Origin of the sequence: Streptomyces sp. NBC_00234, from assembly GCF_036195325.1 — a bacterium.
GTDB lineage: Bacteria > Actinomycetota > Actinomycetes > Streptomycetales > Streptomycetaceae > Streptomyces.
Genome location: NZ_CP108101.1, coordinates 6,747,995 through 6,765,557 on the forward strand (window position 1 = coordinate 6,747,995; position 17,563 = coordinate 6,765,557).

At 70.2% G+C, this 17,563-nt stretch carries 15 protein-coding genes and 1 pseudogene; 6 read left to right on the top strand and 10 right to left on the bottom strand.

The window, feature by feature from the left end; translation table 11 throughout:
* Positions 1-11: 11 nt before the first annotated feature.
* Entirely contained in the window at positions 12-2,456 is a 2,445-nt protein-coding gene (locus OG230_RS29645) for a glycoside hydrolase family 95 protein (RefSeq protein ID WP_328906799.1), read from the bottom strand.
* Between the two features lie 233 nt (positions 2,457-2,689).
* Between OG230_RS29645 and OG230_RS29650 the strand changes: the two genes are divergently transcribed.
* Positions 2,690-3,328 carry a LysE family translocator gene (locus tag OG230_RS29650; protein WP_328906800.1) on the top strand — a complete coding sequence of 213 codons (639 nt, stop codon included), beginning with the start codon at positions 2,690-2,692 and terminating at the stop codon, positions 3,326-3,328.
* Positions 3,329-3,495: 167 nt separating this feature from the next.
* On the opposite strand, the gene OG230_RS29655 is transcribed toward OG230_RS29650, so the two are convergent.
* Positions 3,496-3,891, bottom strand: coding sequence for a cupin (locus OG230_RS29655; protein ID WP_328906801.1), 396 nt, complete (start codon positions 3,889-3,891; stop codon positions 3,496-3,498).
* Positions 3,888-5,336, bottom strand: coding sequence for an MFS transporter (locus OG230_RS29660; protein WP_328906802.1), 1,449 nt, complete (start codon positions 5,334-5,336; stop codon positions 3,888-3,890). The genes OG230_RS29655 and OG230_RS29660 overlap by 4 nt, the downstream gene beginning before the upstream one ends.
* A 56-nt stretch (positions 5,337-5,392) precedes the next feature.
* Here OG230_RS29660 and OG230_RS29665 point away from each other — a divergent pair, with 56 nt between their 5' ends.
* Positions 5,393-6,061, top strand: a complete 669-nt coding sequence (locus OG230_RS29665; RefSeq protein ID WP_328906803.1) for a TetR/AcrR family transcriptional regulator — start codon at positions 5,393-5,395, stop codon at positions 6,059-6,061.
* 44 nt (positions 6,062-6,105) lie between these two features.
* On the opposite strand, the gene OG230_RS36425 is transcribed toward OG230_RS29665, so the two are convergent.
* From OG230_RS36425 to OG230_RS29675, 3 genes and pseudogenes are all read right to left on the bottom strand, one after another.
* Complete coding sequence (locus OG230_RS36425) at positions 6,106-6,582, bottom strand: AbfB domain-containing protein (protein ID WP_443051606.1); 477 nt, start codon at positions 6,580-6,582, stop codon at positions 6,106-6,108.
* An 18-nt stretch (positions 6,583-6,600) separates the two neighbouring features.
* Positions 6,601-8,928, bottom strand: a pseudogene (locus OG230_RS29670) (AbfB domain-containing protein); the annotation flags it as partial.
* A gap of 147 nt (positions 8,929-9,075) precedes the next feature.
* A complete protein-coding gene (locus tag OG230_RS29675; RefSeq protein ID WP_328906805.1) occupies positions 9,076-10,146 on the bottom strand; it encodes a glycoside hydrolase family 43 protein in 1,071 nt (356 codons plus the stop codon).
* A gap of 285 nt (positions 10,147-10,431) precedes the next feature.
* Between OG230_RS29675 and OG230_RS29680 the strand changes: the two genes are divergently transcribed.
* The gene (locus tag OG230_RS29680) at positions 10,432-10,809 is read left to right on the top strand and encodes a nuclear transport factor 2 family protein (RefSeq protein ID WP_328906806.1); all 378 of its coding nucleotides are present in this window, start codon (positions 10,432-10,434) and stop codon (positions 10,807-10,809) included.
* 153 nt (positions 10,810-10,962) lie between these two features.
* On the opposite strand, the gene OG230_RS29685 is transcribed toward OG230_RS29680, so the two are convergent.
* The gene (locus tag OG230_RS29685) at positions 10,963-12,069 is read right to left on the bottom strand and encodes an IS630 family transposase (RefSeq protein WP_328906807.1); all 1,107 of its coding nucleotides are present in this window, start codon (positions 12,067-12,069) and stop codon (positions 10,963-10,965) included.
* A gap of 101 nt (positions 12,070-12,170) precedes the next feature.
* Positions 12,171-12,593 carry a MarR family winged helix-turn-helix transcriptional regulator gene (locus OG230_RS29690; RefSeq protein WP_328906808.1) on the bottom strand — a complete coding sequence of 141 codons (423 nt, stop codon included), beginning with the start codon at positions 12,591-12,593 and terminating at the stop codon, positions 12,171-12,173.
* 176 nt (positions 12,594-12,769) lie between these two features.
* Between OG230_RS29690 and eno the strand changes: the two genes are divergently transcribed.
* On the top strand, positions 12,770-14,071 hold the full coding sequence (gene eno / locus OG230_RS29695; protein WP_328906809.1) for a phosphopyruvate hydratase: 1,302 nt from the start codon (positions 12,770-12,772) through the stop codon (positions 14,069-14,071).
* 89 nt (positions 14,072-14,160) lie between these two features.
* Here eno and OG230_RS29700 read toward each other — a convergent pair whose 3' ends face one another.
* Positions 14,161-14,889, bottom strand: a complete 729-nt coding sequence (locus OG230_RS29700) for an SDR family oxidoreductase (RefSeq protein WP_328906810.1) — start codon at positions 14,887-14,889, stop codon at positions 14,161-14,163.
* 71 nt (positions 14,890-14,960) lie between these two features.
* Complete coding sequence (gene sigJ, locus OG230_RS29705) at positions 14,961-15,893, bottom strand: RNA polymerase sigma factor SigJ (protein WP_328906811.1); 933 nt, start codon at positions 15,891-15,893, stop codon at positions 14,961-14,963.
* A gap of 307 nt (positions 15,894-16,200) precedes the next feature.
* Here sigJ and OG230_RS29710 point away from each other — a divergent pair, with 307 nt between their 5' ends.
* Both OG230_RS29710 and OG230_RS29715 read left to right on the top strand, forming a co-directional pair.
* Positions 16,201-16,587, top strand: coding sequence for a DoxX family protein (locus OG230_RS29710; RefSeq protein WP_328906812.1), 387 nt, complete (start codon positions 16,201-16,203; stop codon positions 16,585-16,587).
* 312 nt (positions 16,588-16,899) lie between these two features.
* Complete coding sequence (locus tag OG230_RS29715) at positions 16,900-17,562, top strand: hydrolase (protein WP_328906813.1); 663 nt, start codon at positions 16,900-16,902, stop codon at positions 17,560-17,562.
* Position 17,563: the final 1 nt, after the last annotated feature.

Genomic DNA, 17,563 nt, shown 5'->3' on the forward strand with positions numbered 1-17,563 from the left:
GAACGGCCGGGTCACACCGCCTGATCGGTGATCCGGTACTCCTCGCCCGCACGGGTCGGCAGGATCAGCACACCGTCCCGCACCACGTGTTCGACGGACCGCCCGTCGGACTGCTGCCCGGCGGACTGCCCGGCGGACTGCCCGGCGGACCGCTCGACGGACCGCCCGTCGTGCCGCTCCACGCGGAAGCGAGGGCCGAAGCGCGGACTGCGCAGCTTCACCGTCACCCCGCTGCCCGACGCGATCCGGATCTCCGTCGCCACGCCCTCCCGCCATGCCGCCCCGACGGTGAAGTCGCCGCGTGCGCGCAGCCCGTCGAACGAACCGGCGTCCGCCCAGCGTCCGGGCAGCGCGGGCAGGACCTCCACGAGACCGTCGCGGCTGTGGCTCTGGAGGAGCATCTCCGCGATTCCGGCCGTGGCACCGAAGTTGCCGTCGATCTGGAACGGCGGATGGGTGTCCCAGAGGTTGGGCAGGGTGCTCGACGTCAGCTGTTCCGCGAGCATCCGCGCGGCATGGTCGCCGTCGCCCAGCCGTGCCCAGAAGTTGATCTTCCACGCCTTGGACCAGCCGGTGCCCCCGTCGCCGCGTGCCATGAGCGAGACCCGGGCCGCCTCCGCGTGGGCCGAACCCCGCTCGATCTGCCGGCCCGGATGCAGGGCGAAGAGGTGCGAGGCGTGCCGGTGGGTGTCGGACGGGTCGTCGAGGTCGGCCTTCCACTCCTGGAGCTGGCCCCAGGAGCCGACCCGCAGCCCCGGGTCCAGGGCGTCGAGCGCCGCCCTCAGCTCCGTACCGAACGCGCCCTCGTCACCGAGGACTTCGGCCGCTTCGAGGGTGTTCGTCAGCAGGTCGGAGACGATCTGCTGGGAGATCGACGCACCGGCCGTGAACGCTCCCTGCTCGGGCGAGTAGCTCGGCGAGACCACCAGAGCCGAGTCGCGCGGGTCGGTGTGCAGATTCGCCAGCCAGAAGCGGGCCGCCTCCTTCATCACGGGATAGGCGCGCCTGCGGAGGAAGTCCTCGTCGCGGTGGAACAGGTAGTGCTCGTAGAGCTGTTGGGCGAGCCAGCCGTTCGCCTCGGGCATCCAGAAGGACGTCGGCCAGTCGTGCACACCGGTGAAGCCGAAGGAGTTGGTGTTCTGGTGGACCACCCAGCCCTCGGTGCCGAACATCGCGGCGGCGGTGCCGCGCCCCGGTTCGCGCAGCTGCTCGACGAAGCGCTGGTACGGCTCCGCGGTCTCCGCGAGATGCGTCGGCTCGGCCGGCCAGTAGTTCATCTGGATGTTGATGTTGGTGTGGTAATCCCCGCACCAGGGAGGGGTGTTGGAGTTGTTCCACACGCCCTGGAGATTCGCGGGGAGCGATCCCGGCCGCGAGGAGGCGATCAGCAGATACCGGCCGTAGGCGAAGTAGAGCGACTCCAGAGCACGGTCGGCGGGGGAGTCGCCGCCGGTGTAGGAGCCGAGCAGCCGGTCGGTCGGAAGATCCGGCAGCCGCCCGCCGAGGTCCAGCCCCGCCCGGTCGAACAGGGCGCGGTGGTCGCGGATGTGGGCGGCCCGCAGCTCCTCGTACGGCTGCGCCGCGGCCCGGTCCACCGCGTCCGTCACACGCGCGTGCGGGTCGGGGCCCCGGTACCCGGGGTGGCTGTCGGCGTAGTCGGTTGCCGCGGAGAAGGCGAACGTCGCGCTGTCCGCGCCGGTCACCGTGATCCGGCCGTCGTCATCGGTCCGGGTCCCGCCCCGGTGGAGGACCTGGACCTGGCCCTCGTACACGAGGCCGTTGTCGGCGAGCGCCCCCCGGATCAGCAGCCGTCCGCCGTCGGCCGTGACGGCCGTCCCGCCCTGCGCCGCCGCGAAGCCGAGCGTGAACGAGATCCGGCCCGGCCGGTCGGCGGCGAGACGGCCGACGACGACCTGGGCGGGATGGCTGGCGAAGTACTCACGGCTGAACCGGGTTTGACCGTCGCCGTTGTCCTCGTCCTTGTCCTCGTACGTGACCGTGGCCATCGCGTCCGCGATGTCGAGGCCGCGGCGGTAATCGACGGGGGAGACGGGCGCATCCGGCACGTCGAGGACGAGTTCGCCGAAGTTCTGGTAGTTGCCGAAGCCGGGGATCCCGTCGGTGGCCGCGTACGCCGGATTGCCCAGCCGCCGCGCCACGTCCTCGGGGTCCATCGCCCCCTGCTCGTCGATGATCCGCCGTACCTCGGCGAGCGCGTCCGGCCGGGGACCGGGCCAGTTCCCGTGGTCGTACCCCTCCTTGCTGCCGGGCCCTCCGGTCCACAGCGACTTCTCGTTGAGCTGGAGCCGCTCGCGGGCCACCCCGCCGAAGACCATGGCCCCCAGGGCGCCGTTGCCGACGGGAAGCGCCTCGCGTTCCCAGTCCGTCGCGGGACGGTCGTACCGGAGCGTCCGCCCGGCCGGGGGCGGGTCGGCGGCGGTGTTCTTGCGCGGCATGAACGGTTCCTCGTCTTTGCTCGTCCTTGATCCCCTGGCACGCGTCCAGAGATCGGATGACTTGTGAGGTGAACCTTAAGGAGTGGGACGACAGCACGGCAACAGGCGCCGGAGCGGCGACGGAATTGCCATGCTCTGCAACGAGACATCGGAGGAGAGCCCTGGACCTCGCGTCCGCTCCCGCAGGGAAAAAGGCTTCGGGCTTCCGCGGTATCCGTGCTTACATGCGCTCCATGGTGTCTACCGACCGACTCATGGCCTTCGCCGCCATGTCGTTGCTGCTGATCGTGATCCCCGGCCCCAGCGTGCTGTTCGTCATCGGGCGGGCGCTGGCGCAGGGTCGCCGGGCCGCACTGACCACGGTCGTGGGGAACACGCTCGGAGCCTACGTACTCGTCGTGGCCGTGGCCCTGGGGGTCGGTTCCCTGGTGGAGCGGTCCATCCTCGCCTTCACGGTCCTGAAGCTCGTGGGCGCCGCGTACCTGGTGTATCTGGGAGTCAAGGCGGTGCGCCAACGCAAGTCGCTGCATGCGGCGTTCACGGGCGAGGGACCCACGCACGGAAGCCTGCGGACCTTGGGCGAGGGGTTCGTGGTCGGCGTGGCCAACCCCAAGACCATCGTGTTCTTCGCCGCCGTGCTCCCGCAGTTCGTCGACCGGGGCCAGGGACACGTCACCGCCCAGATGCTGTTGCTCGGCGTGGTCTTCAATGTCATCGCCCTGGCCTCCGACAGTGTGTGGGGCGTGGCCGCGGCCACCACGCGGAACTGGTTCGCCCGCTCGCCGCAGAGACTCGCCCTGATCGGCGGGGCCGGCGGACTCACGATGATCGGCCTCGGCGTCACCGTCGCGGCGACGGGACGCAAGGACTAGGACGTGTCCGCAAAGTCTCGTCTGGCCCGCGGGTGGACGACGACACTTTGCGGACACTCCCCAGGGCCTCCAGGCGGGTCTTGGGCAACCGGCGCCAGTTGCATACGCGAGCTGGACGGGGCGAGGCTCGCGGTGGCCCGGCAGCGAGCTGTCGGGCCACCGCCCGGTCAGTGGGTGTCGGCGCGCTTTTCGAGGCGCGTGCCGTAGCGAAGGGTGATCGACATCAGGTCGCTGGGGGAGTCCAGTTCCAGGCGGTGCCAACGGCCGCGGGGGACGATCGCTGCGGTGCCTGCCTGTAACCGCACCATGTCCTCGGCGCCGCCGGGCGTGGTGGCACGGAAGTAGAGGCGGACGCCGCCAGTCAGGCAGCACACCGCCTCTTCGGCCTCCGGGTGCATCTCCCAGTGGTCGGCGTGGACGTCGGCGTCGGTCTCCACGTGGAAGGTCGCGATCTGCCAGGCGCCGGAGTCGCTGCTCGTCATCTGCCGTTCGGCGGCTCGTACATCGCCGTCGGGGCAGAACTGCAGCGCGGAGGCGAACAGGTCGATGGGGGGCGTCGTCATGAGGGTGTTCCTTCCAGTCGGTTCTTTGCCGGGGCGGTGGGTCGCGGGTCAGGCCGGGCCGCCTGGCGTCGGGGCAGCACCCAGATCGCCACGACTGCCGCGAGTACGAAGAGGCCGGCGGAGACGGCCAGTCCCAGGGCGTAGCCGTCGTTGAGGGCCGCGGGGTCGGTGGCGGGGCCGGTGCGGAGTGCGGCGATGGTGGCCAGGGCGGCCAGGCCGACGCAGCCGCCGAGTTGGCGGGAGCTGTTGAAAAGCCCTGAGGCCATGCCGGCCTCGCGGGAGGCGACGCCGGTGGTCGCGGCGGCGGCGACCGGGGCCAGGACCAGTCCGACGCCGACCCCGGTGATGACGCAGGGGCCGAGCACGTCGGTGAGGAAGCCGCCGCCGGGGCTGATGAAGGCCAGCCAGGCCAGGCCCACGGCGGCGAGCAGAGCGCCGGGCACCAGGGCAGCTCGGGGGGTACGTGTCGTGGTGACGCGGGTCGCGATGATGGTGCCCGCGACCAGGCTCACGGAGAACGGCAGGAACGCGGCGCCGGTCGCGGCGGCACCCATGCCCAGGACCTGCTGCATGTACAGGGATACGAAGTAGAACGCCGTGAACTGCCCGGCCGCGGCCAGGAATACCAGCACGTTGGCGCCCGCCACCCAGCGACTGCGCAACAGGCCGAGGCGCAGCAGAGGCGCGGGGGCCCTGGATTCGGCGAAGGTGAAGGCGGCCAGGAGCGCGGCCGCAGCGGCGAGGGTCGCCACGGTGGCCGGGGATCCCCATCCTCGGGCGTCGGTGCGGACGACACCGAACACCAGCAGCCCGACTCCGCCGGTCGCCAGGACGGCGCCGAGCAGGTCCAGCCTCTCGCGCCGCCCGGGCTGCGCTCCGGCGGGCACGCCTGCCGGAACCAGCGCGAGAGCCGCCGCCGCGATGGGCAGGTTGACCAGCATGACCCAGCGCCAGCCCCCGTACTGGGTCAGCAAACCACCCGCCAGCACGCCCAGCGCTCCTCCTGCGGCATTCACCGCGCTCCACACTCCGAGCGCCCGGACACGCCGAGGGCCCTCGGGGAAGGTGGTGGTGAGCATCCCCAGGGCGGCCGGGGCAGCCGCGGCAGCACCCAGCCCCTGACCGGCGCGGGCGGCGACCAGTTGCCAGGGCGCCTGGGCCAGCCCGCCCGCCAGCGAGCACAGCCCGAAGACGACCAGGCCCCCCACGAACAGCCGACGGTGACCGTACAGGTCGCAAGCGCGGCCCCCCAGGAGCAGCAGTCCGCCGAAGGTGAGCGCGTAGACGTGCACGATCCACGACAGGCCGAGCGGCGCGAACCCCAGCGCGGTGCGGATCGCGGGTAATGCGACGTTGACCACCGACATGTCCAGGGCGAAGACGAACTGGGCGACGGCCGCCGCCGCCAGCACCACTCCTGGTCGCCCACGTGAGTTTTTATACATGTATAGAAACTAGCCTCGGGGGCCGCCGTTGTCGACAACTGGGGAATGATGGGGGCATGCCGCAGCCGTCCGCACCACGCAAATCCCCTGGCCGACCTCCCCGCATCTCCCGCGAGGAGGTCATCGGGACGGCCCGCCGGATCGTGACTGAGGAAGGCGTGGGTCGGCTGACCATGCGGCGGCTGGCCACGGAGGTCGGCAGTACGCCGATGGCGCTCTACCACCACGTCCGCAACAAGGAGGAACTGCTCGTCCTGCTGCTGGACGACTACGCGGCGGAGGCGCTGCGCCGACCCGAACTGCCCGCCCACCCCCGCGAGCGGATCGTCGTTGCCGCCGCCGCGATCCACGAGGCGCTCGCCGCCTGTCCCTGGATCGTGGAAGTGCTGACCGCCGATGACCTGATGTCCACGTCAGCGCTGTGGTTCGTCGAGCAGATCGTCGACGGCCTGGTCGAATGCGGACTGTCCCCGGAGCGGGCCGTGCACGGTTACCGCGCGATCTGGTACTACACCGCTGGAGAGATCGTGGTCCGGGCGACAGCGGCCCGGCGGCGCGCAGACGATGACCGAGGGACCTACCGGGATCAAGTCTTCGGCAATCTCGACCCCGGTGAGCTGCCCCGGCTGGCACAGATCGCGGACCGCTGGGCACCGCTGACCGGCGAGGACACCTACCTGGACGGGCTCCGGGCCCTGGTGGATGGCCTCCTCGCCACCAGCTGACGATTCGCCGTCGCCGAAGCAGGTGGGCGCAGGGCCAGGAGTGATCAGGGCGCCCACGGCGTGGCGAGAGCCCAACTGCTGTCCGCGGTCAGGGTCTGCGGGCGGTCGAAGCCGCCCGAGCCGCTTCCGGAGGCGATGTGGACGGCGGAATCGAAGTGCCGGAGGTAGGAGCCAGGAATGTTGATCGACTCGAAGGTGACGCCCGTGCCGCCGAGTCCCGGGCGGGCGCAGAACGTGGCGTCCTGACGGAACAGGGCCGAGGCGTCGTCGGGGGAGTTGCGCACCCGGCTGTCGGCGTGCCGCAGGAACTGGCCGGGATAGTTCACCGACTCGAACGAGTAGCAGGACGAGTCGGCGAGCCCGCGCCGTACCGTGTACGTGGCGTCCTGTTTCAGCTGGGCGCTGCTGCCTGAGTCGACCACCTCGGTGAAGGCCAGGCTGTCGGCGTGCCGCAGATAGCGGGTGGTGTGGCCCCAGGTGGTCACGCGCAACGAGCGGCGTACGTCGGTGGGAAGGACCACGGAGCTGCGCCACAGGGCCGGCTCGCCCGTGTTCCACGTGGCGTCGGCGGCGAAGGACGCGGCGGTGTCCCAGGGGTTGGACCCGCCGCTGCGGGCGAGGTAGACGATGTCGGCGTAGTGGCGCAGGTAGTGGCCGGGGTGGTTGAGCGACTCGAACGACGTGCCGCCCGCGGCGAGGCCGGTTCGGCCGCACCAGGTGGCGTCGGCGGCGAACGAACCGCCCGTGTTCGCGTCGATGCGGACCCGGCTGTCGGCGTGGCGCAGGTAGCTGCCCGGGTGGTTGACGGACTCGAACGAGGAGCAGCGCGGGTCGGCCAGCCCGGCGACGGTGCGGTAGGAGGCGTCCTGGCGGGCGCCGTCGCCGGAGGCGGAGTTCAGCACGTCGGTACGGGCCGTGGAGTTCGCGTGCCGCAGATAGCGATCGGTGTGGCCGGGCGTGGTCACCCTGAACGACCGGGCGTGCCCGAGGGTGAGGCCGGTGGCGGCGTTGAGGTTGCGTGACGCGGCGACGAGCGCGCTGTGGGCCTGGCGCAGCTGGTCGGTGTCGACCTTCTGTACGCGGCGGTCGTAGGTGAGCAGACCGTTGTACTCGCCCTCCACGTCGGTGATCTCGGTGTAGACGTAGGCGGACAGGCCCTTGGTGGTCATGAGCTGCTGCACGTCACGGACCATGCCGGTGTAGCGGTCGTTCAACTGCTCCCGGCCCGTGACCTGTTCGTAGGCGAAGAACTGGCCGTTGGGGCTGTACTCGTGGCCGGGCGTACGCAGGCCGACGCCGCCGAACTCGCCGAGGACGGAGATGCGGGTGTCCGAGGGCCGCGGCGCGTCGGGGCCGGTGTAGACGTGCCAGTCGATGATGTCGCCGGTGCCCGGATCGCCCTTGGAAGCACAGCAGTTGTAGCCGCTGTGCGCGTTCATCAGCCGCGTCGGGTCGTAGGTCTTCAGCTCGGTGGTGATACGCCGGGTGGCGGCCAGGTCCCACTCGCCCCAGCCCTCGTTGAAGGGTACGTAGGTGACGACGGCCGGGGAGAACCGGTGCTCGTCGACGATCTCGCGGGCCTCGGCCTCCAGTTGGGCGGTCTGGGCCGGAGTGCGGTTCGCGTCGAACGCGGGCGTGGACGGGATGTCCTGCCACACCAGCAGCCCGAGCCGGTCCGCGTGGTAGTACCACCGTGCGGGTTCGACCTTGATGTGCTTGCGCACCATGTTGAAGCCGAGGTCCTTGTGCTTCTGGAGGTCGAAGGCGAGCGCGTCGTCGGTGGGCGCGGTGTAGAGGCCGTCCGGCCAGAAGCCCTGGTCGAGCGTGCCTATCTGGAAGACGAACTCACCGTTCAGCGTGGGGCGCATGACCCCGTCCACCTTCCTCGTACCGATCTCGCGCATGCCGAAGTAGCTGGTGACGACATCGACGGCGGCCCCGGAGGCGTTGCGCAAGGTGATGCGCAGGTCGTAGAGGAACGGATCGTCGGGGGACCAGCGGCGGGCGTTCGGCACCGGGACGGAGAACTCGGTGAAGCCGCCGGTCGCGCTGCCCACCACCTGGGTCCCTGACATCGCCTCCGCCAGCACGGTGTGGCCGGCCACACCGCCACGGGTGAAGACACGGACCCGTGCCGTGCTGGTGGCCAGGTCCGCCCTGATGTCGACCGAGTAGACCGACGACGCGGGAGTCGGCTCCAGCCACACGGTCTGCCAGATGCCCGAGGTGGGGGTGTAGAAGATGCCGCCGGGACTGTTCACCTGCTTGCCGAGCGGCTGCTTCTCGCCACGCCCGTCCGTCGGGTCGTAGACGCGCACGATCAGTTCGTTGGCGCCGCCCTTGAGCTGGGGCGTGATGTCGGCCTCGAACCGGTCGTAGCCGCCCCGGTGGGTCGTGACCTGGGTGCCGTTGACCCAGACCGTGGCCTCGTAGTCGACGGCGCCGAAGTGCAACTGCACCTGCCGGCCGGCCCAGTTCTGCGGGACGGTGAAGGTGCGCTTGTAGAACATCAGGTCACGGTTGTCGTTGCGCATGATGCCGGACAGTGCCGATTCCACCGGGTACGGCACGAGGATGCGCTCGGGCAGGGTCTGCCCGACCGGCGGTGCCGCGTTGCGGTTGACGTTGCCCGCACTGTCGGTCGGCGGGTTGAGGAACTCCCACTCCCCGTTGAGCGACTGCCAGTCCTGCCGCGTCATCTGGGGGCGCGGATACTCCGGGAGAGGGTTGGTCGTGGATACCTGGCCGGTCCACGGGGTGCTCAGGGGTGGGGACTTGGGAACGACGGCGGCGGAGGCGGTGTCGGTGAGGAGTGGTCCTCCCACCATCACCAACAAGGCCGCCACGCAGGCGATGACGCGACGCATCGAACTCCTCCAGGGCAGGGCGGGGCAGGCGTGCGGGGCAGGGCGCGGAGCCCGGCGTACCGCACGGCCGACGGCCACTGCGGCGTGCGGGAGTCCGTGAGGTGGGCACCGTTCACGCGGTCGTGCCGTACGCGGCGCCTGTCGTCGCTACTCGAAGAACTTCAGGCTCCAGCCGGTGTCCGTGGTGGGTCCGGGCACGTTGGCCCGGCTGTAGGCGATCCCGCCCCACCAGGCGAACGTGCCGGTGTACCAGTACCGGTTCGCCCACGAGTACGGCGTTCCCTTCGGAACCGCGTGGAACATCGAGGGGAACCTCGGCCCGGCGGGCGGGCTCGTGGCGATGTCGCCGTCGAGGAGGACGAAGCTGTGGTGGCCGGGGCCGTTGACGTACAGCGTCGGGTCCCAGCCGGACATCATCGTCGCCCGGTTGGAGCCGAACAGGCAGCCGTTCGACTTGTACCAGTCCCACACGTACGTCGGATCGCCGCCGGCCCGCAGACGCAGGTCGGCCAGGCAGTACTGGTCGCTCCAGCTGCCGTTGGCGGAGTAGACGATGTGCAACTGCCCGTTCGGATCCTTGATGGCCTCGGGGCTCTCGTTGATGAACGGGTTGCCGACGACCCGTTCCCAGCTCTCCCGCGGCTGCGAGATGACGTACCGCGCTCCCGTCGGCCTGGTGGGGTCGCTCATCCGGGCGATGTAGAGGTTCTGCTCGATGTTGGTGTCGCCGGCCCAGCCCGACCAGACGAACCAGCGCTGTCCGTTGAAGGTGAACAGGGTGCCGTCGATGGCCCACTTGCCGTCCGGCAGGGCCAGTTGCGTCTCGGCGGTGTACCCGCTGTCCGGGGTGGCGGAGCTGATGACGTACATCCGGTGGGCCGGTCCGCGGCCCGCCGAGAAGTAGATGTAGTACCGGCCTCCGTCCCGCACGATCTCCGGAGCCCAGACCTCGCCGCGGTCCTGGGTGTCCGACCAGACCTGCCGTGCGGGCGCCGCGGCGAGAGCATCCGTCGAAGGGGCTTGCCGTACGGCGATGCCCCCGCCGGCCGACTGCACGGAGACGTAGGTCCCACCGACCCGGATCACGCTCGGATCCGCGGCCCGGAGGGTGGTCTGGCCCGCCCGGGCGGGCCCGGCGGACGACAGGGACATCACGGCGGCGAGGACGCAGGACAGTGCGAAGACGGCGGTGGCGGAGAGACAGCGGGAGAGCTTCATGGCCTCGTTCCCTGGTTGACCTCCGCTGCGTTCGCGACCGACGGAGGGATGACGCCGTCCGACCGGATGCATCGGATGCGGATTTACATCGATGGAAGAACGCTTCAAAGCATCGCCAGTTGCACTGGACATGTCAACGCTCTGGGTGTGCCCGGTGTCCGCCGGTTGAGGCGGGGTGGTGCTGTGGGCCGTTGTGTCTAGCGCTGTGACCGGGATGGTTCACCGCGGTCGGGAGACGGCTCACGGGACGAGCGCGGTCCGCGAGGCGAGTGGTATTACTGGTGCATGCAGGAAGAGACCGCGCGGTCCGCGATCGACACGTTCATCTCCGCGTTCAACGCCTCGGACGACAGCTATGTGACTGCGCTGCTCTCCCAGGCCCTGACCTCGGACGTGGTCTTCTGGGGGCCGTTGGGCCGCAGTGAGGGGATCGAGGCGATCGAGCGGTTCGTGCTGGACATCCGGCGCCACCCGGCGGGGGCCGGCACGATGGTGCGCTGTTCGGCGGTGGACATGCCGGACGAGTGGGCCCGGTATCAGTGGGTCTTCACGACGCCGGACGGAGGCCCCCGCCTGGCGGGAACGGACGTCGTCCATCTGCGGCGGAGCCTCATCGACCAGGTCATCGTTTTCGCGGGGGAGATCGAGCCGTCCGCCTCCTGAGTCATTCTCCTCTGGCGCCGTCCTTCTCCTGAACCGGCCCCGTTCGGGGCTCCGGGTCTGCCCAGCCGAGATCATCTTCACAACGCTTCGGTCGTCCGCGCTTGGCCACGAGCGGACCGATGATGCGCTGTGGCTGTGTAAGTTCGCGGTTGGTCAGGCTGCGGTGTTGAGGGGGCGTCCGCCCCGACGGATGCCCTTCTCGCTTCGTATGCGGGCGCGTTCCTTGCGTTCGGCGGCCAGGGCGTCGCGGTGGCGGGCGTTGGCGTTGCGCCAGCGTAGACAGGCGTGCAGGGCTCGTTCCTGCACGGTGTGGTTGGGGTGGTTGGAGTTGGCGATGGTGAACTGCCTCAGCGGTCCGAAGTGGGCCTCGATGGGGTTGGCCCAAGAGGCGTAGGTCGGGGTGAAGTACAGCTCGACCTTGTGCTTTGTAGCCCAGCGGCGGATGTCGGTGCCTTTGTGGGCGGACAGGTTGTCCAGGATCACGTAGATGGGGGCGCCGTCGGGCCGGGCGGCGCGGATCGACTTGAGTGCGGCCAGCGTGTGTTCGCGGCACCTTTCTTGCGGCGGTTGACGCCCCACAACATGTCGTCGCCGACCGAGTAGCAGCCGTGGAAGTACCGGACTCCATGGGTGCGGTGGTAGGTGGCCGGCAACCGGTCGGAGTGCTTCCGTTCGGCCCAGCCCGAGCCTGCGGTGGGCCGGATCCCGAGTGGGGCCGAACTCGTCGAACGCGAAGACCCGGTCGGGGAAACGGTCCAGGACGTGCTCGATCCGGTCCAGCTTCGCCTCGCGGTCGGGGTCGGTGGATTCCTTCCAGGTCTTGGTGCGCTGGAAGGTGACTCCACGGCGGGCGGGCAGGCCGCGTAACGCCTCGCGGCCGATACGGATCACTCGGCCGTGGACTGTGCGCAGGTAGGCGACGAGTTTGTGTAGCGACCAGCGAGTGAAGGGCTGGCCGAGCTTGATGGGGCGGGTGGTGGCCGTCTGGACGACGAAGTCCTCGTCGTCATCGCTGAGCGGGCGGGGACGGCCTCCCGCCCACCGAGGGTCCAGGCAGGCCAGGCCGATCTCGTTGAACCGGTGGATCACATCGCGCACGGTGTCCTCGTCGGCCGCCACCAGCTGGGCGATCACCGGCACCCGATTCCCGCCGGCCGAGGCCAGCAGCATCATCGCGCGCCGATAGCGCACCGCGTTGGTGCTGCCCCGGCGCACGATCTGCTGCAGCCGCTGCCCCTCCTGGTCGGTCAGTCTGCGCACACGGACAGGCTCGGCCACCGCGCCTCCAGCGGTCGGATCGGACGTCACCGCACATCCAACCGCCACGACGACCAACCCAGCGAACCTGTGCGGTCACAGCGCTAGCGGGCGGCGAGCCGCTCCATCAGGGCGGCGCTGCGCGCCAGTACATCCCGTTCCTCGCCGGTGAGCTCGCTCTCGATGACCTGTGCGAGCCAGCCGGCCCTGCGTCCACGCTCCGCGTCGAGAGCGGTCCGTCCCGCGGGTGAGAGCTCGACCAGGGTCTTGCGGCCGTCCGTGGGATGCGCCCGGCGGACGACAAGGCCCTGTTCCATGAGAAGCCCGACCGCACGGGCCATGGACTGGGGCCGTACGCGCTGGTCCGCGGCGAGATCGCTGGTGGTCATGGCCCCGTCCCGGTCAAGGGTGCCGAGCACCGAGACCTGGCCGTGCGGGATCCGGTCCTCGTGCTTCACGCGCCGCGAGAGCTTGCCCATGGCGGTACGCAGTTCGGTGGCGACGGCGGCGGGTTCCGGGGTGGGCATAGGGCACTTTAACCGGTGATCACCGACGAGGCTGGGCGCCCTGTCTGCGCAGCTGAACTGTGCAGCCAAACTGAACAGCTGAACTGAACAGCATTGCTGTAGAGTCGGCGGTGTCGCGGCGCGCGCCAGCGTTGTCGCAGCAGGGCCGCGGCATGCAGCAACGGGAAGGAACTCCCATGGTGTTCAAGGCAGTTGAGCCCACCGCCATCCAGTCCGTCACCGCCCGCAGGGTCCTCGACAGCCGGGGGAACCCCACCGTCGAGGCCGATGTCCTCCTCGTCGACGGGTCCCTCGGCCGCGCCGCAGTCCCGTCCGGCGCCTCGACCGGCGCACGGGAAGCCGTGGAGTTGCGTGACGGGGACCCCGGGCGCTGGCACGGCAAGGGTGTCGACCGTGCGGTCGCCCACGTCAACGGCGAGATCGCGTCGGCGGTCATGGGGCGTGACGCCGACGATCAGGCGGGCCTCGATGCCGCACTGGTCGCCCTCGACGGCACGGCGGACAAGTCCCGCCTCGGTGCCAACGCACTTCTCGGCGTCTCCCTCGCCGCCGCCAAGGCCGCCGCGGCGGCCCACCGTCAGCCGCTCTACCGATACCTCGGCGGCGTCGACGCCCGACTTCTCCCGCTGCCGATGATGAACATCGTCAACGGCGGCGCACACGCCGACAACCCGCTGGACTTCCAGGAGTTCATGATCGCTCCGGTGGGCGCGGGGACCTTCGCGGAAGCCGTCCGCATGGGTTCGGAGATCTTCCACACGCTCCGTCGTGACCTGCTGTCCGCCGGGCACGCCACGGGCGTCGGTGACGAGGGCGGGTTCGCGCCCGCGCTGCGCACCGCGGAGGAGGCCCTCGACTTCGTCATGGCAGCCATCGACCGCACCGGGTACCGGCCCGGCACGGACATCGGACTGGTCATGGATCCCGCCTCGTCGGAGTTCTTCCGGGACGGTACGTACGTGTACGCCGGCGAGGGTGTGCGCCGCACGCCCTCCGAACACGCCGCGTACCTGACCAAGCTGGTCGACGCGTACCCGATCGTCTCCATCGAGGACCCGATGGCCGAGGACGACCTGGACGGCTGGCGGGAGCTGACCGCCCGCGTCGGCGACCGCTGCCAGCTCACCGGCGACGACGTCTTCTGCACCAACGAGGGGCTGCTGCGCGAGGGCATCCGCACCGGCGTCGGCAACTCCGTCCTGGTCAAGGTCAACCAGATCGGCACCCTGACCGAAGCCCTCGCCACGGTCGCCACCGCGCACCGTGCGGGCTGGACCGTCGTGATGTCGCACCGCTCCGGCGAGACGGAGGACACCACCATCGCGGACCTGGCGGTCGCGACGGGCTGTGGCCAGATCAAGACCGGATCACTGTCCCGCTCGGACCGTACGGCGAAGTACAACCAACTCATCAGGATCGAGGAGGAGCTGGGTGCCTCGGCGCGGTACGCGGGCGGAGCGGTACTGCGCCGTTCCTGACGAACTGCGGTGCTTGTGCTCGCGGTTCGGCCTCCGCGGGACCGGCCGGGGCCGCGGTCGTCGGCTTCGGCCGGGGTGCCCGCAGTCGATCAGACCTGCTCGAAATGGAACGCCTTGATGAAGCAGTCACGGGGCTGGGCGACGGCGAACAGGACGCACTCCACCAGGGACTGCGCGGTGAGGGCGCTCCCGGCCTCGCGAGGAGTGGTCTCCCACTCCTCGGAGAGCGGGTCGGGGTTGTCGAAGTCGGGCGGGTAGAGGGAGATCACCCGGACTCCCTGGGGCCGCAGGCGCTTGGAGAGGATCTCGGTGAATCCCGCCTGGGCGCTCTTGGCCGCGTAGAAGGCGTCGTGCGCGTCGGAGCGGTGATGACCCCCCGTCCCGCAGGCGGAGACCATGGTCACCACGTCGGGCTGCTCCGAGTTGAGCAGAAGGGGGAGGAAGTTCTTCACGGTCAGGACGGTGCCGGTGGCGCCGGATGCCAGGGTGTCGACGACGTCGGCGTCGGAGGCGGACAGCAGGTCCGGGCCGTGGAGGTAGCGGGAGCCGTTGTTGATCAGTACGTCGATCCGGTCGGTCTGCCGGGCGACACCGGCGGCGAAGTCCCGGATCGAGGCGGGGTCCGTCAGGTCGCAGGCGAAGGCGTGGACCCGCTCGTGCCCCAGGCCGCGAATCTCGTCACGGACCCGTTCCGCGGCGGCGAGCGTGCGCGCGGAGAGGAAGACCTCGGCGCCGAGCTCCGCGAGACGGACGGCCAGAGTGCGTCCGAAATCGCGTCCGGCAGCGGTGATGACCACGCGGCGGCCGTCGAAACCCATGCGGTACTCCTGGTTCGTGGATCGGACGGTGCGGTGAATCGGTCCGCACCGGCGGCAGAGGTGACGGCGGACTACTTCTCCGGCAGGCGCGCCATGTCGGACACCGGACCGAGGTGGCCGAGCTTGTCGGGGTTGGACACGGAGTGGATCGCCCTGATCCTGCCGTCGACGATGTCGAGCTCGACCACGCCGGCCACCCGCCCTTCGGCGTCGTACGTCACGGCGCCCGGCCGACCGTTGACCGAGGCCGGCCGGAGGGTCGCACCGAGCAGCCGGACCCGGCGGAGCCCGCCGATGAGCAGCTGCCCGACGCGCTGCGGTTCGGTCACGGGGTTCCTGGTGGCGCGCGCCTTGCCGCCGCCGTCCCCGTGGAACACCACGTCGGGTGCGAGCATGCCGAGCAGCGCGGCCATGTCGCCGCCCTGGGCGGTCTCGAAGAAGGTGCGGGCGAGCTCCGCACCCTCCGCCCGTCGCGCCGGAGGCCGTGGGCCCTCGCCCCCCGGCCCTCCGGCGGCGACGCGCTTTCTGGCCCGGGCGAAGATCTGCCGGCAGTTCGCTTCGGACTTCCCGGTGGTCCTCGCCACGTCCGGATAGCCGTACCCGAACACCTCGCGCAGCACGAACACCGCCCGCTCCACCGGGGACAGGGCCTCCAGCAGGACGAGGAATGCCATCGACAGCGAGTCGGCCAGCTCGGCGTGCTCGGCCGGCCCCGGCCGGTCGGTGGTCACGACGACCGGCTCGGGCAGCCAGTTCCCCGTGTAGGTCTCCCGCCGTACCCGCGCCGAACCGAGGTAGTTGATCCCCAGCCTCGTCACCGCCGTGGTCAGGTACGCCTTCGGCGCGGCGATCGCCGTACCGGCCCGGTGCGCCCGGGTCAGGCCGAGGAACGCGTCCTGCACGATGTCCTCGGCGTCGGCCACCGATCCGGTCATCCCGTAGGCGATGGAGAACAGCAGGGGCCGGTAGCCGGCCTCGTCCTGCACGTCCGTCGATCCCGGCACGGAACCCCCTCGACTCGCTTGCTGCGGAGCCCGGTCGAGCGTGTCGCCACGCCTGCTCGTTCCAAGATCCACACGACCTTCAGCAGGGTATCCGAGGCGCCCGGCCCGGTCCTCCGCCTTGTCGGAACCTCGGTGGAGAGACGCACGTCACACGCGCCGCTGTCACAGCATGCGGGGGTGTCCTGTCCTAGAGGGACGACAGCGAACAACGGCACAGCAGGACTGCTGCCCAGCCGGCACGGACGACCGTCGGGCAGCCCGGCCGCGCCGCAGGATCTGCCCCTACACCTAGGCAAGGACGCACCCCATGAACCTCGCTCTGTGGATCGTTACCGCACTTCTCGCCGTCGTCTACCTGGTCGGCGGCGGCCTCAAGGTGATCATGCCGAAGGAGAAGATAGCCGCCGGTGGACCCAGCGCGGGATGGGTCGAGGACTTCAGCGCCGGCGGCGTCAAGGCCATCGGGGCCGTCGAAGTCCTGGCCGCGGCGGGTCTGATCCTGCCCGCCGTGCTCGACATCGCGCCGGTGCTGGTGCCGCTCGCCGCCCTCGGCCTGGTGCTGATCATGGTGGGCGCGGCGATCACACGGTTCCGGCGCCACGAGACCAAGCTCATGGTGCTGGACCTGGTCTATGCCGTCCTGGCCGCTTTCGTGGTGTGGGGACGATTCGGCCCCGAGTCCTTCATCGGCTGACCGGGTCCCTCGCGGCCGACGACCTCCGCACCGGGTCGTCGGCGCGGACCCGGTGGGTGTTCGGAGTGCGCCTGAAGAGATTGAACTCGATATCGATCATGTCGAGGCGGGCGGCGATCGGTGGGCGAAAGCGCACGTGGCATCACCCGGGAGCGGACGGTGGTCCCGGCACCGGCCAGGTCGTGCACTGTCGTGCCAGCTCCTGGGCGCAGGGAGAAAAGTCGGCCGGTCGGGCCGGTCATAGCTTTTGGTGTGTGCCCCAGCCGAGGGAACGAGGCGGGCGCTCATCCGACTGTTGTGAAAGGACCCCTCATGTTCGACATCAACAAGGTGCAGGCTGCCCCCAGCAAGGACCTGCTCACGCCCGACAACGCGGTCATGCTTTTCGTGGACCACCAGCCGCAGATGTTCTTCGGCACCGGGAGCGGCGACCGCGCCGCGATCATCAACAGCACCGTGGGTCTTGCCAAGGCGGCCCAGGCGTTCGATGTGCCGGCCGTCCTGACCACGGTCGCCGCCGAGTCGTTCTCCGGGCCCCTGCTGCCGCAGCTCGCCGAGGTGTTTCCCAAGAACGAGGTCATCGACCGCACGTCCATGAACGCCTGGGAGGACGAGGCGCTTGTGGCGGCGGTCAAGGCGACCGGGCGCAAGAAGATCATTCTGTCGGGTCTGTGGACCGAGGTCTGCCTGGTGCTGCCCGCGCTGTCCGCGCTGGAGCAGGGGTACGAGGTGTACGTGGTCTCCGACGCTTCCGGCGGCGTCAGCCCGGCTGCCCACGAGCACGCGCTGCAGCGGATGATCGCCGCCGGCGCGGTGCCGGTGACCTGGGTGCAGGTGCTGCTCGAGCTGCAGCGTGACTGGGCGCGTCAGGAGACGTACGGCGCGGTCATGGAGATCGTCAAGGCCCACGGAGGCGCGTACGGCCTGGGTGTCGTGTACGCGCAGAGCGTCATCGGCGCGCACGCGGCGGGCTGAC

What these genes read in the sequence shown, in the direction of transcription:
- OG230_RS29645 (WP_328906799.1), bottom strand. Translation starts at nt 2,456, where the DNA reads ATGCCGCGCAAGAACACCGCCGCCGACCCGCCCCCGGCCGGGCGGACG.
- OG230_RS29650 (WP_328906800.1), top strand. Translation starts at nt 2,690, where the DNA reads ATGGTGTCTACCGACCGACTCATGGCCTTCGCCGCCATGTCGTTGCTG.
- OG230_RS29655 (WP_328906801.1), bottom strand. Translation starts at nt 3,891, where the DNA reads ATGACGACGCCCCCCATCGACCTGTTCGCCTCCGCGCTGCAGTTCTGC.
- OG230_RS29660 (WP_328906802.1), bottom strand. Translation starts at nt 5,336, where the DNA reads ATGTATAAAAACTCACGTGGGCGACCAGGAGTGGTGCTGGCGGCGGCG.
- OG230_RS29665 (WP_328906803.1), top strand. Translation starts at nt 5,393, where the DNA reads ATGCCGCAGCCGTCCGCACCACGCAAATCCCCTGGCCGACCTCCCCGC.
- OG230_RS29675 (WP_328906805.1), bottom strand. Translation starts at nt 10,146, where the DNA reads ATGAAGCTCTCCCGCTGTCTCTCCGCCACCGCCGTCTTCGCACTGTCC.
- OG230_RS29680 (WP_328906806.1), top strand. Translation starts at nt 10,432, where the DNA reads ATGCAGGAAGAGACCGCGCGGTCCGCGATCGACACGTTCATCTCCGCG.
- OG230_RS29690 (WP_328906808.1), bottom strand. Translation starts at nt 12,593, where the DNA reads ATGCCCACCCCGGAACCCGCCGCCGTCGCCACCGAACTGCGTACCGCC.
- eno (WP_328906809.1), top strand. Translation starts at nt 12,770, where the DNA reads ATGGTGTTCAAGGCAGTTGAGCCCACCGCCATCCAGTCCGTCACCGCC.
- OG230_RS29700 (WP_328906810.1), bottom strand. Translation starts at nt 14,889, where the DNA reads ATGGGTTTCGACGGCCGCCGCGTGGTCATCACCGCTGCCGGACGCGAT.
- OG230_RS29710 (WP_328906812.1), top strand. Translation starts at nt 16,201, where the DNA reads ATGAACCTCGCTCTGTGGATCGTTACCGCACTTCTCGCCGTCGTCTAC.
- OG230_RS29715 (WP_328906813.1), top strand. Translation starts at nt 16,900, where the DNA reads ATGTTCGACATCAACAAGGTGCAGGCTGCCCCCAGCAAGGACCTGCTC.